This is a genomic window from Ramlibacter tataouinensis (assembly GCF_027941915.1).
Classification (GTDB): domain Bacteria; phylum Pseudomonadota; class Gammaproteobacteria; order Burkholderiales; family Burkholderiaceae_C; genus Ramlibacter; species Ramlibacter tataouinensis_C.
In genome coordinates this window covers 1,519,167-1,533,281 of the sequence record NZ_CP116009.1, presented here as the reverse complement: position 1 = coordinate 1,533,281, position 14,115 = coordinate 1,519,167, and the positions used below count along the sequence as shown (strand labels likewise).

Sequence of the window (14,115 nt, the reverse complement as noted above, 5' to 3'; positions counted from 1 at the left end):
GACATGAAGCAAGTGCAAGACGCCTACATCGTCGCCGCCACCCGCACGCCCATCGGGCGCTCGCACCGCGGCTATTTCCGGAACACGCGGCCCGACGACCTGCTGGCGACGGCGTTGCGGGCGGCGTTGGCGCAGGTGCCCGGCCTCGATCCCCAGGCGATCGAGGACGTGGTTTGCGGCTGCGCGATTCCGGAGGCCCAGCAGGGCCTGAACGTGGCGCGCATCGGCGCCGTGCTGGCCGGCCTGCCCAAGGGGGTGGGCGGCATGACCGTCAACCGCTTCTGCGCCTCCGGCCTGTCGGCGGTGCAGATCGCGGCCGACCGCATCCGCGTCGGCGAGGCCGACGTGATGATCGCCGCCGGCACCGAGAGCATGAGCATGGTGCCGATGATGGGCAACACGCCCTCGCTGTCGCCGGCCATCTTCTCCAACCCGGACGACATCGAGAGCTACGGCATCGCCTACGGCATGGGGCTGACCGCCGAGAAGGTGGCGCAGCAGTGGAAGGTCGGGCGCGAGGCGCAGGACCGGTTCGCCTACGACTCGCACATGAAGGCGCTGGCCGCGATGAAGGCGGGCGAGTTCGCCGACGAGATCGCGCCGGTGGAAGTGGCCGATCGCTCGGTCGACCTGGAATCGGCCGAAGTCGAGGTCAAGACCCGCACCGTGAGCCTGGACGAAGGCGCACGGCCGGACACCACCCTGGAAGGCCTGGCCAAGCTCAAGACGGTGTTCGCCGCGCGCGGCAGCGTGACGGCCGGCAACAGCTCGCAGACCTCCGACGGCGCCGGTGCGCTGGTCGTGGTGAGCGAAGCCGCCCTGAAGCGCTTCAACCTCACGCCGCTGGCGCGCTTCGTCGGCTACGCCAGCCGCGGCGTGCCGCCGCACATCATGGGGATCGGTCCGGTCGAGGCGATTCCGGCGGCGCTCAAGGCCGCCGGCCTGAAGCAGGACGACATGGGCTGGATCGAGCTGAACGAGGCCTTCGCGGCGCAGTCGCTGGCGGTGATCAACACCCTCGGTCTGGACCCGGCCAAGGTCAACCCGATGGGTGGCGCCATCGCGCTGGGCCACCCGCTGGGCGCCACCGGCGCGATCCGCGCCGCCACCGTCGTGCACGCGCTGCGCCGCAGGAACCTGAAGTACGGCATGGTCACCATGTGCGTCGGCATGGGGCAGGGCGCGGCGGGGATCTTCGAGAGGGTCTGACCCCCCTCGAAGCGCCTGCCCGTACTCGGTGCCGCTGCCTGCGGCAGCGGCTCTTCGGGCCGTCCAGGCCGGCGCAGGCAGGTCTGGAGCCGCGGCCCTCGGCCCCTCGAGGGGGCGCTACCAGCGGCCCGGCCGAGCCGGTTCCGCGGTGGCACTGGAACTGGCCCAGCGGCCGGCATGTGAAGACGGGAGAAGAACATGCGACAGGAGACACTCACCACCCCCGACGGCGCCAGCATCGTGCTGCGCACCTGGGAGCCGCCCGGACCGCCGCACGGCAACGTGGTGATCGGCGGCGCGATGGGCGTGTGGCAGGACTACTACGCGCCGTTTGCGCAGTGGCTGGCCGGCCAGGGCTGGCGCGTCACCACCTTCGACTACCGCGGCAGCGGCGCCTCGCGGCCGCCGGGCCAGAGCCTGCGCGAGGTCAGGGCCGACCTGTTCGACTGGGCACGGGACTACGAAGCCGTGGTCGAACACGCGCATGCGGCGCTGCCCGCCGCGCCGCTCTACCTGCTCGGCCACAGCCTCGGCGCGCAACTGCCGGGCCTGCTGGGCAACCAGGACAAGGTCAGCGGCCTGCTCAGCGTGGCGGCCGGCAGCGGCTACTGGCGCGAGAACGCGCCGCGCCTGAAGCGCACGGTCTGGTATTTCTGGTGGGTGCTGGTGCCGCTGGCCACGCGCCTGTTCGGCTACTTCCCCGGCCGCCGGCTGCGCAAGATCGGGGACCTGCCCAAGGGCGTGATCCTGCAGTGGCGCAAGTGGTGCCTGAACCCGCGCTACAGCGTCGGCGCCGAGGGCGAGCCGGTGCGCCGCCGGTACGCCAACGCGCGCTTCCCGGTGCTGGCGCTGTCGATGGACGACGACGAGCTGATGACCCTGCGCGGCACGCACAGCCTGGTCGGCCTGTACGAGAACGCGCCCAGCCGGGTCTGGCGCATCGCGCCGGCCGACCTGTCGCTGCGGCGCATCGGCCATTTCGGCGCCTTCCGCGCGGGCCAGGAAACGGTGTTGTGGCCCCGCATGGCGCAGTGGCTCCGCGGGCTGGCGCCATCGCCCGGGAGCGCCGCATGAGCCCACACCCGTTCGATTCGGCGATCGCCCTGGCCGAAGCCGGCGAGGGCCGCTGGCAGGGGCAGACCAGCTCCGCCTACGCCAACATGGTCGGTCCCTTCGGCGGCGTCACCGCGGCCCAGGCGCTGGGCGCGGTGCTGCGCCATCCGGCACTGCTGGGTGAGCCGGTAGCCATGACGGTGAACTTCGCGTCCGCCGTCGCCGACGGACCCTTCGAGCTTGTTGCCACGCCGGCCCGCACCAACCGCTCCACCCAGCACTGGACGGTGCAGATGCTGCAGGACGGCCAGCCCGTGCTGACCGGCACCGTGTTCACCGCGCTTCGGCGCGACACCTGGGGCGCGGTCGAGCACGCCGTGCCGCCGGTCGCGCGGCCGGCCGATGTGCCTCTGGCCCAGGGTCCCAAGCGCGTCGAGTGGGTCAAGCGCTATGAAATGCGCTTCGTCGAAGGGGCCCTGCCGGACGACTGGCACGGGCAGGACTCGGGTACGAGCCTTTCGCGCCTGTGGATCCGCGACCACCCGCCGCGCCCGCTGGACTTCGCTTCGCTCACGGCGATGGCCGACGTGTTCTTCCCGCGCATCTGGCGCCGCCGGCCGGTGTTCGTGCCGATCGGCACCGTCACCATGACCGTCTATTTCCATGCCGGCGCCGCCCAGCTGGCGCAGGTGGGCGAGGGCTACCTGCTCGGCCAGGCGCAGGCCCAGGCCTTCCGCGACGGCTACTTCGACCAGACCGCGCAGCTGTGGAGCGAGGCCGGCGACCTGCTGGCCACCACGCACCAGGTGGTCTACTACAAGGAATGACCATGGCCTCCACGCCCGGCGCCGACGCGCAGCCCGTCCCTGCTGAAAGCCCCTCCACGCGGCCGGGCGGCGACCTGGCCGGGAACAAGGTCGCGCTCGTCATCGGCGCCGGCGATGCAACCGGCGGCGCGATTGCCCGGCGCTTCGCGCGCGAGGGCTACATCGCCTGCGTCACGCGCCGCAGCGCCGAAGCGGTGCAGCCGCTGGTCGATCGCATCCGCGCCGAGGGCGGCCAGGCGCACGGCTTCGGCAGCGACGCGCGCAAGGAAGAGGACGTGGCGGCGCTGGTCGAGCGCATCGAGTCGCAGATCGGCCCGATCGAGGTGCTGGCGTTCAACATCGGCGCCAACGTGCGCGCCAGCATCCTGGACGAAACCGCGCGGCGCTATTTCAAGGTCTGGGAGATGGCCTGCTTCGCCGGCTTCCTCAACGGCCGTGAAGTGGCGCGCCGGATGGTGGCGCGCGGCCGCGGCACCATCCTGTTCACCGGCGCCACCGCCTCGATGCGCGGCAGCGCCGGCTTCGCCGCCTTCGCCGGCGCCAAGCACGCGCTGCGCGCGCTGGCCCAGAGCATGGCGCGCGAGCTGGGCCCGCGCGGCATCCACGTGGCCCACGCCGTGATCGACGGCGCCATCGACACCGCCTTCATCCGCGAGAATTTCCCCGAGCGCTATGCGCGCAAGGACCAGGGCGGCATCCTGGACCCCGAGCACATCGCCGACCAGTACTGGATGCTGCACCGCCAGCCGCGCGATGCCTGGACCCACGAGCTGGACCTGCGTCCCTGGATGGAGACCTTCTGATGAGCAAGAGCGTGGATTTCTATTTCGACGTCGGCAGTCCGGCGGCCTACCTGGCCTGGACCCAGATGCCGCGCATCGCCGCCGAGACCGGCGCCACCGTGCACCACAAGCCCATGCTGCTGGGCGGCGTGTTCCAGGCCACCGGCAACCGCTCGCCGATGGAGGTGCCGGCCAAGAGCCGCTGGCTGGAGCAGGACCTGGACCGGCACGCCGCCCGCTACGGCGTGCCGTTCCGGCTGAACCCGCATTTCCCGATCCACACGCTGACGCTGATGCGCGGTGCGCTCGGGCTGCAGGTGCGCCAGCCGGATCGGTTCCGGCCCTACGTCGACGCGGTGATGCGCGCGATCTGGGTCGATGGCCGCAACCTGAACGAGCCGGCCGAGGTCGCCGCGGTACTGCAACAGGCCGGTTTCGAGCCGGCCGCGCTGCTGGCGCTGGCGCAGGCCCCGGAAACCAAGGAGCGCCTCAAGGCCGCCACGCAGGAGGCCATCGACCGCGGCGTGTTCGGCGCGCCCACCTTCTTCATCGGCGACCAGATGTTCTGGGGCCAGGACCGACTCGATTTCGTGAAAGAGAACCTGCAATGACCGACATCCTCAGCCACGCCGAAGCCGGCGTCATGACCATCACCTTCAACCGGCTGGACCGCAAGAACTCGATCACCACGGCCATGTACGCGGCCCTGGCCGATGCGCTGGAGGCGGCCAGCGCCGACCCGGCCGTCCGCGTCGCGCTGATCCAGGGCCACGAGACGGTGTTCTGCGCCGGCAACGACATCGGCGACTTCCTGAACCAGCCGCCGGCCGGCCAGGACTCGCCGGTGTTCCGCTTCCTGCGCGGCATTGCCCAGTTCCCCAAGCCGCTGCTGGCGTCCGTCTGCGGGCCGGCGGTCGGCGTGGGCACGACGCTGCTGCTGCACTGCGACCTGGTGTACGCCGGCGACAACGCCGCCTTCTCGCTGCCCTTCGTCAACCTCGGCCTGTGCCCGGAAGCGGCGTCCAGCCTGCTGGTGCCGCGCATGTTCGGCCACCACCGCGCCGCCGAGGCGCTGCTGCTGGGCGAGCCCTTCTTCGCCGAGGCGGCGCTGGAGGTGGGCCTGGTCAACCGCGTGCTGCCGCCGACCGAGGCCAACGCCTATGCCCAGGCGCAGGCGCGCAAGCTCGCCGCCAAGCCGCTGGCCAGCCTGGTCGAGACCAAGCGCCTGATGAAGCAGGGCCAGCAGGAGGCGGTGCTGCAGCGCATGCAGGACGAAGGCGCCAGCTTCAGCCGCATGCTGCGCGAGCCGGCCGCGCGCGAGGCCTTCACGGCGTTCATGGAAAAGCGCAAGCCGGATTTCAGCAAGTGCTGAAATCCGCCACGCGCGAGCGTGGGCCGGCGCAGCCGGTGCGCGGCAGCTTTCGCCAAAAGCGCAAGCCGGATTTCTCGAAGCTCTGAACGCAGCCGTCGGTGTGCCGCCGACGGCGCCGCGGCACGCCTTGCGGGCGGGGGGCGGGGAGCGTTGACATCGGTCAACCTCTTGACCGACCATCCGATCCTCGCCTGCAAGCGACCCGGTTCAACTCATCCTGCGGGCGGGATTCTTCGAGGAGAAGAGCATGCGCAAGTGGGTGAGGGTGACGGCCTGGGCCACGGCGGCGCTGCTGCTGGTCGCGGGCGGTGGCGTGCTGGCGGGCCTGCAACTGGCCGAGCGGCGGATGCATCGGCAAGTCGAGGTGAAGGCACTGCCAGTCGCGTACGTGAGCGACCCGCAGGCCCTCGAGCGCGGACGCTACCTGTTTGCCTCGCGCGGCTGCGTGGACTGCCACGGAGCCAACGGCGCCGGCCGCACCTTCGTCGACGACGCGGCAGCGGGGGTGCGCATCAAGGGGCCGAACATCAGCCCCGGCCCGGGCAGCCTGGTCGCGCGCTACCAGCCCGAAGACTGGGTGCGCGCGATTCGCCACGGCGTCGCGCCCGGGGGGCGGCCGCTGATGATCATGCCCAGCGAGGACTACAACCGTTTCACGGATGCGGACCTGGCCGCCCTGGTGGCCTACGTCCGCTCGCTGCCGCCCGCCGCAGGCGGGGCCGCGATCGTCGAGCTGCCGCTGCCGGCCCGCGTGCTGTACGGGTTCGGCGCCATCGAGGATGCCGCCGCCAAGATCGACCATGCCCGGCCGCCGGCGACAGCGGTGGCCGAAGGCGTCACCGTGCAGCACGGCGCCTATGTGGCCAACATGTGCCTGGGCTGCCACGGCGCGCAGCTGGCCGGCGGCCGCATCCCCGGCTCGCCGCCCGACTGGCCGCCGGCGTCCCGGCTGGCCCCGGGCAACGGCTCGGTGATGGACCGCTACCCGGATGCCGAGTCGCTGATCCGGCTGTTCCGCACCGGCCGGCGCGCCGATGGCTCGGCGGTCAAGGTGATGCCGTTCGACTCCCTGCGCGAGATCAACGACACCGACATGCGGGCGCTGCACCTGTACCTGCGCAGCCTGTCGGCGCCGGCCAGGGGCTGAGCGCACAATGGCGCGGCAAGGAGACTTCGCGATGACCCTCCAGGGCAAGACCCTCTTCATCACCGGCGCCTCGCGCGGCATCGGGCTGGCCATCGGCAAGCGGGCCGCGGCCGACGGCGCCAACGTGGTGATCGCGGCCAAGACCACCGAGCCCGATCCCCGGCTGCCGGGCACCATCTACACGGCGGCCGACGAGATCCGCGCCGCAGGCGGCCAGGCGCTGCCTCTGTCGGTGGACATCCGCGACGAAGCGGCCGTGCTCGATGCGGTGGCGCAGGCCGTGCAGGCCTTCGGCGGCATCGACATCCTGGTCAACAACGCCAGCGCGATCAGCCTCACCGACACCGAGCACACGCCGATGAAGCGCTACGACCTGATGAACGGAGTCAACGCGCGCGGCACCTACCTGTGCACCCAGGCCTGCCTGCCGGAGCTGAAGAAGTCGGCGGCCGCCGGGCGCAACCCGCACGTGCTGAACATGTCGCCGCCGCTGTCGATGAAGGAGCACTGGTTCGCCCCGCACACCGCCTACACCATGGCCAAGTACGGCATGAGCATGTGCACGCTGGGCCACGCCGGTGAGTTCCGCCAGTACGGCATCGCGGTCAACAGCCTGTGGCCGCGCACCGCCATCGCCACCGCGGCGTTGCAGATGATCCCGGGCGTGGACGTGAAGCTGTGCCGCAAGCCGGAGATCCTGGCCGATGCGGCCTGGTTCATCCTCACCGGGCCGGCGGACGCCACCGGCAACTTCCACCTCGACGACGAGGTGCTGGCCGGCCACGGCGTCAGTGACCTCGACCGCTACTCGGTGACGCCGGGGACGAAGCAGTTCATCCCGGACTTCTTCGTGGACTGAGGTTCACCCGAAGGGCCACCAGGCGGCCAGGCAGCCCGCCAGGATGGCCACCCCCAGTGCCGCGGCGATGACCGGGCCCGGCCTGCCGGCGCAAGCCGCCTGTTCCACGCGCCAGGTGCGCGGCGGCGGCGGGGCCTTGCCGTAGCGCCGCACGGGGATGTGAACCCGGGGGGGCGGGGCCGGCTTGCGGGACCCGCCGGCGGCGCCGCCCTGCAGCTCGGCGCCGCAGATGGCGCAGTGCGTATCGCCTTGGTTGACCAGCGCCGAACAGGCCTCGCAGCCGGTCATGGCCCCCTCCTTCGCCCGCATGGACTCCCTGATCGCCGTCGTGTTGTGACAAAAACAAGAACGATCGGAGCTTAACGGATCGCACCGGGCGGCTCAATCGCCCAAATGGGGTATCGAGGTGCCCATCAGCGCGATGGCCGGTGCAGCACGGCCAGCAGGCCCTTGATGCCGTAGAGCACGATCAGCGTGCCGGCCAGGTCGCCCACGAACATCGCGAAGAAGCCGCTCAGCAGGTCGTCCTGCCCGCGCCAGGCGAACCACAGGTGGTGCAGCAGCGGGCTGGCAACCGAGTACACCAGCGCCAGTACCAGCAGTCGCAACGGCGTGAGGTTGACCAGCGAAGCCTGCAATCCCCAGGCGCGCGAGGCGCCGCGCCACACCAGCCAGGGGGCCAGCGCCGCCAGGATGCCGCCGGCGAAGGCGCGCTCGGGGTCGTGGGGAAAGAGGAACAGGAAGCTGACCAGCCAGGACACCAGCAGCAGCCCGATCGCGCCCGCTTCGGCGAACAGCAGGGTGCACAGCAGGCGCACGCCGGCGGGCAGGTAGATCCAGTTGATGCCGGGCGCGAACTCGAGGTGCCGGAACAGCCAGTCGTTGATCCACAGCATGACCAGGAACAGCGCCATGGTGGCGAGCACCTGTACGAACTGCAGACGGAGGGTCGTCGATGGCATCGTTTCTTTCGCGTTAGCATCGCGGGACTGCATGGCGGTCACCGCCGCGTTCTAGCACAGCCACCGGACACGGAGATCGGATTGAACAGAGCCAACAGGGGAGCCGAGGTGTACCTGCGATTCCTGCAACTGTCGCAGGCGATCCGCGGCTTGCCCACGCTGCCTCCGCTCGATCCGCTGGAAGAGCGCATCCTGTCATGGATCGCGCGCACCGCGCAGGAGGGCGCGCGGCTGTCGGTGCGCGACATGCTGTCCAGGGACGAGTTCGGTGCGCCGGCCACCATCCATTCGCGCCTGAAGTCCATGCGCGTCAAGGGCTGGATCACCCTGGCCGACACCGAGGACGCGCGCCGCAAGCAGATCGAGCTGACCGACCTGGCGATGGACCATTTCGCCCGCCTGTCGCGCGTGATGGTGAAGGCCGCGCGCGGCTAGGGGCTGCCGTCCGGCGAGGGCCTGGCCACTCCCGCAGCCGGGGGTGCCGGCTCAGGATTCGTCGAAGCGGAATTCCAGCGTCACCGCCATCGCACCCAGCGCGTCGTGCACGCGCTGCTTCAGGCCGGGGTCGGGCGGGCCGGCCACCTGCACGACGGCGACCGGCGATCCGCCGCGGTCTTCGGCCCGCACCTGCGCCGCCGCGCCCAGGCCGGCCAGCACCTCGCCCAGCTTGTCCTGCAGCGCCATGAGCCGCAAGGCCGGCTTGTAGACCTTGCCGATGGCCGTCATCGGCATCGCCTCGACCAGGGTCACGCGCTTGGGCACCGCCGGGCGCTCGTAGACCGTGGGCGCCACCGCCTGCAGCAAGCCGGCCGCGTCGACCTCGTGGCCGGGGCGCAGCACCACGAACGCCACCGGCAGCTCGCCGGCGTAGGCGTCGGGCTCGCCGACCACCGCGCACAGGCTCACCGCCGGGTGCGCCATGAAGGCTTCCTCGACCAGCCCCGGGTCGATGTTGTGGCTGCCGCGGATGACCACGTCCTTGGCGCGGCCGGTCACGTGCAGGTAGCCGGCGGCGTCCACGTGGCCGAGGTCGCCCGAGACCAGCCAGCCGCCCTCGAACATGCCGCCGTTGCGCGCCGGGTCGCTGTAGCCGGGGCTGACGTGGGGGCCGCGCACGGCGATCACCCCGGTGGCGCCAGCCGGGCACGCTTCGTCCAGCACCGCCCGGCCGTCGCGCCAGGGCAGCACCCGCACCTGCGTGTACGGCAGCGGCAGGCCGGCCGAGCCCGGCACGCGCGGACCCGCGGCCGGCTCGATCGAGATCAGGCCGGCCGATTCGGTCATGCCCAGGATGTTGCGCACGGCGATGCCGGTGCGCTGCTCGAACTGCTGCGCCAGCTCGGTCGGCAGCGGCGAGCCGCCGGTGTAGGCCACGCGCACGGTGGAGATGTCGGCATCCACCGGCAGGTTGGACAGCGTGGCCAGCACGGTGGGCACGCAGGCCAGCGCGGTGACGCCGTAGCGCTCGCAGAACTGCCAGTAGTGGCGCATGAAGCCGGGGTTGCGCAGGCCGGCCACGGTCGGCAGCAGCTGGGTCGCGCCGATCGCCAGCAGCGCCAGGCCGTAGACGAAGGCGCCTGCCACGTGGAACAGCGGGAAACCGTTGATCTCGACGGTGTGCTCGTCGAAGCCGTAGAAGGCGTGGGCGAACCAGCCGGTGTGGGCTTCGTTGCCCTGGGTGTGCAGCGCCAGCTTGGGCGCGCCGGTGGTGCCGCCGGTGTGGAAGCAGGCCGCCACCTGGTCGGGGTGCAGCACCGGCTCGAACTGCAGCTGCGCGGCTTGCCCGCGCAGCGCGGCCTCGAAGTCGGGCATGTCGTCCGGCGGCGAGCCCGGTGCATGGATCGCCAGCACCGGCAGCCCCGACAGCGCCTGCACCTGGCGCACCGTCGCGCCGATGTCCAGCTCGGGATGCGGCGCGAGCGCCACGATCACACGGGCGCCGCTCGCCTGCAGCAAGGCCGCGATGTGCTCCGGCTGCAGCAGGTAGTTGATCGGGCAGGCGCGGCCCGCCAGTTGCGCGCCCCACAGGGCCGCGTGCGTCAGCGGCAGGTTGGGGGCGAGGAGGGCCACGGCATCGCCGGCGCCCACGCCGAGGCTGCGAAAGAGGTTGGCGGCCCGGTGGATGTGGTCCAGCAAGCCGGCGTAGGAGGTGCGCTGCGGCGGCGCGTCCGGCTCGCCCGAAGTCAGGAACACGAAGGCGTCGCGCCCGGGAAAGCGTTGGGCCGCGGCGGCGATCAGGCCATAAGGCGAGCGCGCCGGCATCGACTCCGGCAGCGGGCGCTGCTCCAGGGCCCGGATGTCGGCGAGGGACGTGAGCGGTGCCAGGGTCATCGGCGGCCTCCCCGCAGTTGCGGCGGTTCCAGTGTCAACCCGGCGACGAGTCGGCGGGTGTGCTCGACCAGGCAATCGACGAAGGCCCGGGTGCGCGCCGGCATGTACTGGCGGCTGGGCAGCACCGCCACCAGCGAGACCCGCGCCGTGATCCAGGGCGCCAGCACGCGGCGCAGCCGGCCGGCCTGGATCAGCGGCGCCAGCAGGTCGATCGGCTGGCTGCTGATGCCGCCGCCATCCAGCGTGGCGCGCACCAGGGTGTCGGTGTGGTTGGCCGTCAGCGCGCCGGGCAGATCCAGTTCGAGCTGCCGGTCGTCGTCGGTGGGATCGATCAGCCGCAGCGGGCCCAGCCGCGCACCAGTCAGCCGCAGGCGCAGGCAGCGGTGCCGCAGCAGGTCCTCGGGCACGCGCGGCTCGCCATGGCGCGCCAGGTAGTCGGGCGAGGCGCAGAACACCGTCTGGCTGTCGATGATGGGCCGCGCGATCACGCTCGAATCGAGCGCGGCCACGCTGCTGAGCACGGCGAGGTCGTAGTCGTGCACCGCCGGGTCGGGCGAATCCTCCACGTGCAGTTCCACCCGCACCGCGGGATGCAGCTTCTGGAATGCGACGACCGCGGGAGCCACCATGTGGGTGGCGGCCACCGGTGGCGCCAGCACCCGCACGGTGCCGGTCATCTCGCGCGTGTGCGCCTGCACCATGGCATCGGCCTCGTCGATCTCGGCCAGGATGCCCCTGAGCCGGTCCAGGTAGGCGTCGCCGGCCTGCGTGAGCGACAGCCGGCGCGTGGTCCTTTGCAGCAGGCGCACGCCCAGGTGCTTCTCGAGGTCGCTGACCAGGCGCGTGACCACCGCCGGGGAGAGGTCGAGCTTGCGCGCGGCCGCGGCGAAACCGCCTTCCAGGGCGACCTGCTGGAACACGCGCATGGACTGGAGCCGATCCATCTTCACCTTCGATCGCGAAGCGCCGGCGGGGCCGGCCATGGGGCGATTGTTGCCGTTCTGGCAATGCCGCATGGACGCCCAGGCGGTTTTTCATTCGCGCTGCGGATCCCACAATTCTTCCCATGCCGCCGGCGATCGCGATCCGATGCACCGGCAGCAAGGAAAAGCCGGCTTCCGAACCCATCTGTCGGTCTTCAACCAGGAGTGAACAACATGAACCGCAAAATCGCCCTCGCTCTCGCCACCTTCGTTGCCGCCGGCAGCGCCTTCGCCGACGACATCACCATCGATCCGACGCCGTTCCAGTCCACGGCCACCCGTGCGCAGGTGCAGGCCGAACTGGCGGCCTACAAGAAGGCCGGCGTGAACCCCTGGTCGACCACCTACTCGCCGCTGCGCAGCTTCGTCAGCACCAAGTCGCGTGCCGAAGTGGTGGGCGAGTACATCCAGGCGCGCGACCGCGTGGCCGCCATGACCCGCGAGGACAGCGGCTCGGCCTACCTGGCGCGCCACGGCGGGCAGCCGGCGGCCACCCGCATCGCTGCACGCTGATTCACCCCCGCCTGCATGCGTCAAGGGCTCCGGCAACGGAGCCCTTTTTCGTGCGCGTCAGACGGGCTCGCAGAACTTCAGGCGCGGCCCGGCCGGCACGATGCGGCTCGGGTTGATGTGCGGGTGGCTCATGTAGTAGTGCCGCTTGATGTGGTCGATGTCCACCGTGGCGGCGATGCCCGGCACCCGGTACAGCTCGCGCAGGTAGCCCGACAGGCGCGCGAAGTCCTCGATCCGGTTGCGGTTGCACTTGAAGTGCCCGAAGTACACCGCGTCGAAGCGCGCCAGCGTGGTGAACAGGCGCCAGTCGGCCTCGGTCGGCTGGGGCGAGCCGGCCAGCCATTGGCGCTGCTGCAGCAGCGCCTCGACCTGGTCGAGCGCGCCGAACAGCCGCCCGAAGGCGCGCTCGTAGGCCCGCTGCTCGGTGGCGAAGCCGCAGCGGTAGACCCCGTTGTTGATGTCGCCGTACACGAACGCGTTCAGCCGGTCGATCTCGGCGCGCCAGGGCTGCGGGTACAGGTCGGCGCCGTCCGGCACCTGGCCGGCGAACGCGTCGTTGAACATGCGCAGGATCTCGCTCGACTCGTTGTTCACGATGGTGCGCCGCTGCTTGTCCCACAGCACCGGCACCAGCACGCGGCCGGTGTACTGCGGATCGGCCATGGTGTAGAGCTGGTGCAGGTGCGACGCGCCGTACAGGTGGTCGGGCAGGGCCTGGCTGAAGCTCCAGCCCTGGGTCATGACGGGCTCGACCACCGAGACCGACACCACGTCCTGCAGGCGCTTGAGCACGCGGGCGATCAGCGTGCGGTGCGCCCACGGGCAGGCCAGCGACACGTACAGGTGGTAGCGGCCGGGCTCGGCCGGGAACCCGCTGCTGCCGTCGGCCGTGATCCGGTGGCGGTACGCGGACGTGGTGCGCACGAACTCGCCCTGGGTGGCCCGCGTGTCGTACCAGCCGTCGTGCCACTGGCCGTTCTCGAGGTAACCGCTCATGCTGCCTGCCCGGGTGTCGTCAGTCGTCGTCGCCGGCGAGCAGCTCGTAGGAGCGCAGGCGCGCCGCGTGGTCGTGGATCTGCGACGCCACCATCAGCTCGTCGGCGCCGGTGCGATCGAGGAAGGCGCGCACCTGCCGCCGCACCGTGTGCGGCGAGCCGATGGCCGAGCAGCTCAGGATGCTTTCCAGCAGGCGGCGCTCGGCCGGGCCGAGTGAATCCAGGTAGCCCGGCCGCGGCGGCGGCAGCCGCGTCGGCCGGCCGCTGCGCAGGTTGACGAAGGCCTGCTGCTGCGAGGTGGCCAGCACCGCGGCCTGCTCGTCGGAATCGGCGGCGATCACGTTGAAGCCCAGCATGACGTAGGGCTTGGCCAGTTGCGCCGAAGGCCGGAAGGTCGAGCGGTACAGCTCCACCGCCTGCATCATCTGCTGCGGCGCGAAGTGCGACGCGAACGCGTAGGGCAGCCCCAGCATGGCCGCGACCTGGGCGCCGTACAGGCTGGACCCGAGGATCCACACCGGCACCTTGGCGCCCTGCCCGGGCACGGCGCGCACCCGCTGCTGCGGCTCGTCGGCCATGAAATCCATCAGCTCCACCACGTCGCGCGGGAACTGGTCGGGGTCGCTGTCCAGGTTGCGGCGCAGGGCGCGCGCGGTGGCCGGGTCGGACCCCGGCGCGCGGCCCAGGCCCAGGTCGATGCGGCGCGGGAACAGCGCCTCCAGCGTGCCGAACTGCTCGGCGATCACCAGCGGCGAATGGTTGGGCAGCATGATGCCGCCGGCGCCGACCCGGATGCGCTCGGTGCCGCCGGCCACGTGCGCGATCAGGATCGAGGTCGCCGCACTGGCGATGCCGGGCATGCCATGGTGCTCGGCCAGCCAGAAGCGGCGATAGCCCAGCCGCTCGGCATGCTGGGCCAGCGAGAGCGAGTGGCGGAACGATTGCGCGGCATCGCCCCCCTCGACGATGGGCGACAAATCCAGGACGGAAAGCGGGAACTGCATGGCCGGCAAGCATGCCACGCCGCTGGCGGCCGGCACGGCGCGGGGCCATTGCAGCCTGCAACACCGGCCGCGGATGCA

The 14,115-nt window shown here is 71.4% G+C and carries 17 protein-coding genes; 11 read left to right on the top strand and 6 right to left on the bottom strand.

Translation table 11 applies throughout. From position 1 onward, the window contains the following. Positions 1-3 precede the first annotated feature (3 nt). The 8 genes from PE066_RS07265 (at position 4) to PE066_RS07230 (ending at position 7,249) form a co-directional block, all read left to right on the top strand. The gene (locus PE066_RS07265; protein WP_271235888.1) at positions 4-1,209 is read left to right on the top strand and encodes an acetyl-CoA C-acyltransferase; all 1,206 of its coding nucleotides are present in this window, start codon (positions 4-6) and stop codon (positions 1,207-1,209) included. A 198-nt stretch (positions 1,210-1,407) separates the two neighbouring features. Then, positions 1,408-2,283 (top strand): alpha/beta hydrolase family protein, encoded by an 876-nt coding sequence (locus PE066_RS07260; RefSeq protein ID WP_271235887.1) that lies wholly within the window; start codon positions 1,408-1,410, stop codon positions 2,281-2,283. Next, positions 2,280-3,089, top strand: a complete 810-nt coding sequence (locus PE066_RS07255; protein ID WP_271235886.1) for an acyl-CoA thioesterase — start codon at positions 2,280-2,282, stop codon at positions 3,087-3,089. The genes PE066_RS07260 and PE066_RS07255 overlap by 4 nt, the downstream gene beginning before the upstream one ends. Before the next feature lie 2 nt (positions 3,090-3,091). After that, positions 3,092-3,892, top strand: coding sequence for an SDR family oxidoreductase (locus PE066_RS07250; protein WP_271235885.1), 801 nt, complete (start codon positions 3,092-3,094; stop codon positions 3,890-3,892). After that, the gene (locus tag PE066_RS07245; RefSeq protein WP_271235884.1) at positions 3,892-4,482 is read left to right on the top strand and encodes a 2-hydroxychromene-2-carboxylate isomerase; all 591 of its coding nucleotides are present in this window, start codon (positions 3,892-3,894) and stop codon (positions 4,480-4,482) included. The genes PE066_RS07250 and PE066_RS07245 overlap by 1 nt, the downstream gene beginning before the upstream one ends. After that, the gene (locus PE066_RS07240) at positions 4,479-5,243 is read left to right on the top strand and encodes an enoyl-CoA hydratase (protein ID WP_271235883.1); all 765 of its coding nucleotides are present in this window, start codon (positions 4,479-4,481) and stop codon (positions 5,241-5,243) included. The genes PE066_RS07245 and PE066_RS07240 overlap by 4 nt, the downstream gene beginning before the upstream one ends. Positions 5,244-5,490: 247 nt before the next feature. Further along, the gene (locus PE066_RS07235) at positions 5,491-6,390 is read left to right on the top strand and encodes a c-type cytochrome (RefSeq protein WP_271235882.1); all 900 of its coding nucleotides are present in this window, start codon (positions 5,491-5,493) and stop codon (positions 6,388-6,390) included. A gap of 31 nt (positions 6,391-6,421) precedes the next feature. Further along, positions 6,422-7,249 carry an SDR family oxidoreductase gene (locus tag PE066_RS07230; protein ID WP_271235881.1) on the top strand — a complete coding sequence of 276 codons (828 nt, stop codon included), beginning with the start codon at positions 6,422-6,424 and terminating at the stop codon, positions 7,247-7,249. 3 nt (positions 7,250-7,252) lie between these two features. Here the strand turns inward: PE066_RS07230 and PE066_RS07225 are convergent, their stop codons facing one another. Both PE066_RS07225 and PE066_RS07220 read right to left on the bottom strand, forming a co-directional pair. Beyond that, the gene (locus tag PE066_RS07225) at positions 7,253-7,537 is read right to left on the bottom strand and encodes a hypothetical protein (protein ID WP_271235880.1); all 285 of its coding nucleotides are present in this window, start codon (positions 7,535-7,537) and stop codon (positions 7,253-7,255) included. 125 nt (positions 7,538-7,662) lie between these two features. Further along, complete coding sequence (locus PE066_RS07220) at positions 7,663-8,211, bottom strand: hypothetical protein (protein ID WP_271235879.1); 549 nt, start codon at positions 8,209-8,211, stop codon at positions 7,663-7,665. A gap of 81 nt (positions 8,212-8,292) precedes the next feature. On the opposite strand from PE066_RS07220, the gene PE066_RS07215 reads away from it, so the two are divergent. Next, positions 8,293-8,646, top strand: a complete 354-nt coding sequence (locus PE066_RS07215; RefSeq protein WP_271235878.1) for a winged helix-turn-helix domain-containing protein — start codon at positions 8,293-8,295, stop codon at positions 8,644-8,646. Between the two features lie 51 nt (positions 8,647-8,697). Here PE066_RS07215 and PE066_RS07210 read toward each other — a convergent pair whose 3' ends face one another. Then, a complete protein-coding gene (locus tag PE066_RS07210; RefSeq protein WP_271235877.1) occupies positions 8,698-10,542 on the bottom strand; it encodes an AMP-binding protein in 1,845 nt (614 codons plus the stop codon). After that, positions 10,539-11,486: a LysR family transcriptional regulator gene (locus PE066_RS07205; RefSeq protein ID WP_271235876.1), complete on the bottom strand. Its 948-nt coding sequence runs from the start codon at positions 11,484-11,486 to the stop codon at positions 10,539-10,541. The genes PE066_RS07210 and PE066_RS07205 overlap by 4 nt, the downstream gene beginning before the upstream one ends. Here PE066_RS07205 and PE066_RS07200 point away from each other — a divergent pair. Then, positions 11,467-11,694 (top strand): hypothetical protein, encoded by a 228-nt coding sequence (locus PE066_RS07200; RefSeq protein ID WP_271235875.1) that lies wholly within the window; start codon positions 11,467-11,469, stop codon positions 11,692-11,694. The genes PE066_RS07205 and PE066_RS07200 overlap by 20 nt on opposite strands. A 5-nt stretch (positions 11,695-11,699) precedes the next feature. Then, positions 11,700-12,038 carry a DUF4148 domain-containing protein gene (locus PE066_RS07195; protein ID WP_271235874.1) on the top strand — a complete coding sequence of 113 codons (339 nt, stop codon included), beginning with the start codon at positions 11,700-11,702 and terminating at the stop codon, positions 12,036-12,038. Between the two features lie 57 nt (positions 12,039-12,095). Here the strand turns inward: PE066_RS07195 and PE066_RS07190 are convergent, their stop codons facing one another. Both PE066_RS07190 and PE066_RS07185 read right to left on the bottom strand, forming a co-directional pair. After that, positions 12,096-13,034 (bottom strand): glutathione S-transferase family protein, encoded by a 939-nt coding sequence (locus PE066_RS07190; RefSeq protein ID WP_271235873.1) that lies wholly within the window; start codon positions 13,032-13,034, stop codon positions 12,096-12,098. 19 nt (positions 13,035-13,053) lie between these two features. Beyond that, a complete protein-coding gene (locus PE066_RS07185) occupies positions 13,054-14,037 on the bottom strand; it encodes an LLM class flavin-dependent oxidoreductase (protein WP_271235872.1) in 984 nt (327 codons plus the stop codon). Positions 14,038-14,115: the final 78 nt, after the last annotated feature.

Excerpts from the sequence above, each read along its gene's own strand:
- PE066_RS07265 (WP_271235888.1), top strand. The coding sequence starts at position 4 with ATGAAGCAAGTGCAAGACGCCTACATCGTCGCCGCCACCCGCACGCCC.
- PE066_RS07260 (WP_271235887.1), top strand. The coding sequence starts at position 1,408 with ATGCGACAGGAGACACTCACCACCCCCGACGGCGCCAGCATCGTGCTG.
- PE066_RS07255 (WP_271235886.1), top strand. The coding sequence starts at position 2,280 with ATGAGCCCACACCCGTTCGATTCGGCGATCGCCCTGGCCGAAGCCGGC.
- PE066_RS07250 (WP_271235885.1), top strand. The coding sequence starts at position 3,092 with ATGGCCTCCACGCCCGGCGCCGACGCGCAGCCCGTCCCTGCTGAAAGC.
- PE066_RS07245 (WP_271235884.1), top strand. The coding sequence starts at position 3,892 with ATGAGCAAGAGCGTGGATTTCTATTTCGACGTCGGCAGTCCGGCGGCC.
- PE066_RS07240 (WP_271235883.1), top strand. The coding sequence starts at position 4,479 with ATGACCGACATCCTCAGCCACGCCGAAGCCGGCGTCATGACCATCACC.
- PE066_RS07235 (WP_271235882.1), top strand. The coding sequence starts at position 5,491 with ATGCGCAAGTGGGTGAGGGTGACGGCCTGGGCCACGGCGGCGCTGCTG.
- PE066_RS07230 (WP_271235881.1), top strand. The coding sequence starts at position 6,422 with ATGACCCTCCAGGGCAAGACCCTCTTCATCACCGGCGCCTCGCGCGGC.
- PE066_RS07225 (WP_271235880.1), bottom strand. The coding sequence starts at position 7,537 with ATGACCGGCTGCGAGGCCTGTTCGGCGCTGGTCAACCAAGGCGATACG.
- PE066_RS07220 (WP_271235879.1), bottom strand. The coding sequence starts at position 8,211 with ATGCCATCGACGACCCTCCGTCTGCAGTTCGTACAGGTGCTCGCCACC.
- PE066_RS07210 (WP_271235877.1), bottom strand. The coding sequence starts at position 10,542 with ATGACCCTGGCACCGCTCACGTCCCTCGCCGACATCCGGGCCCTGGAG.
- PE066_RS07200 (WP_271235875.1), top strand. The coding sequence starts at position 11,467 with ATGGACTGGAGCCGATCCATCTTCACCTTCGATCGCGAAGCGCCGGCG.
- PE066_RS07205 (WP_271235876.1), bottom strand. The coding sequence starts at position 11,486 with ATGGATCGGCTCCAGTCCATGCGCGTGTTCCAGCAGGTCGCCCTGGAA.
- PE066_RS07195 (WP_271235874.1), top strand. The coding sequence starts at position 11,700 with ATGAACCGCAAAATCGCCCTCGCTCTCGCCACCTTCGTTGCCGCCGGC.
- PE066_RS07190 (WP_271235873.1), bottom strand. The coding sequence starts at position 13,034 with ATGAGCGGTTACCTCGAGAACGGCCAGTGGCACGACGGCTGGTACGAC.
- PE066_RS07185 (WP_271235872.1), bottom strand. The coding sequence starts at position 14,037 with ATGCAGTTCCCGCTTTCCGTCCTGGATTTGTCGCCCATCGTCGAGGGG.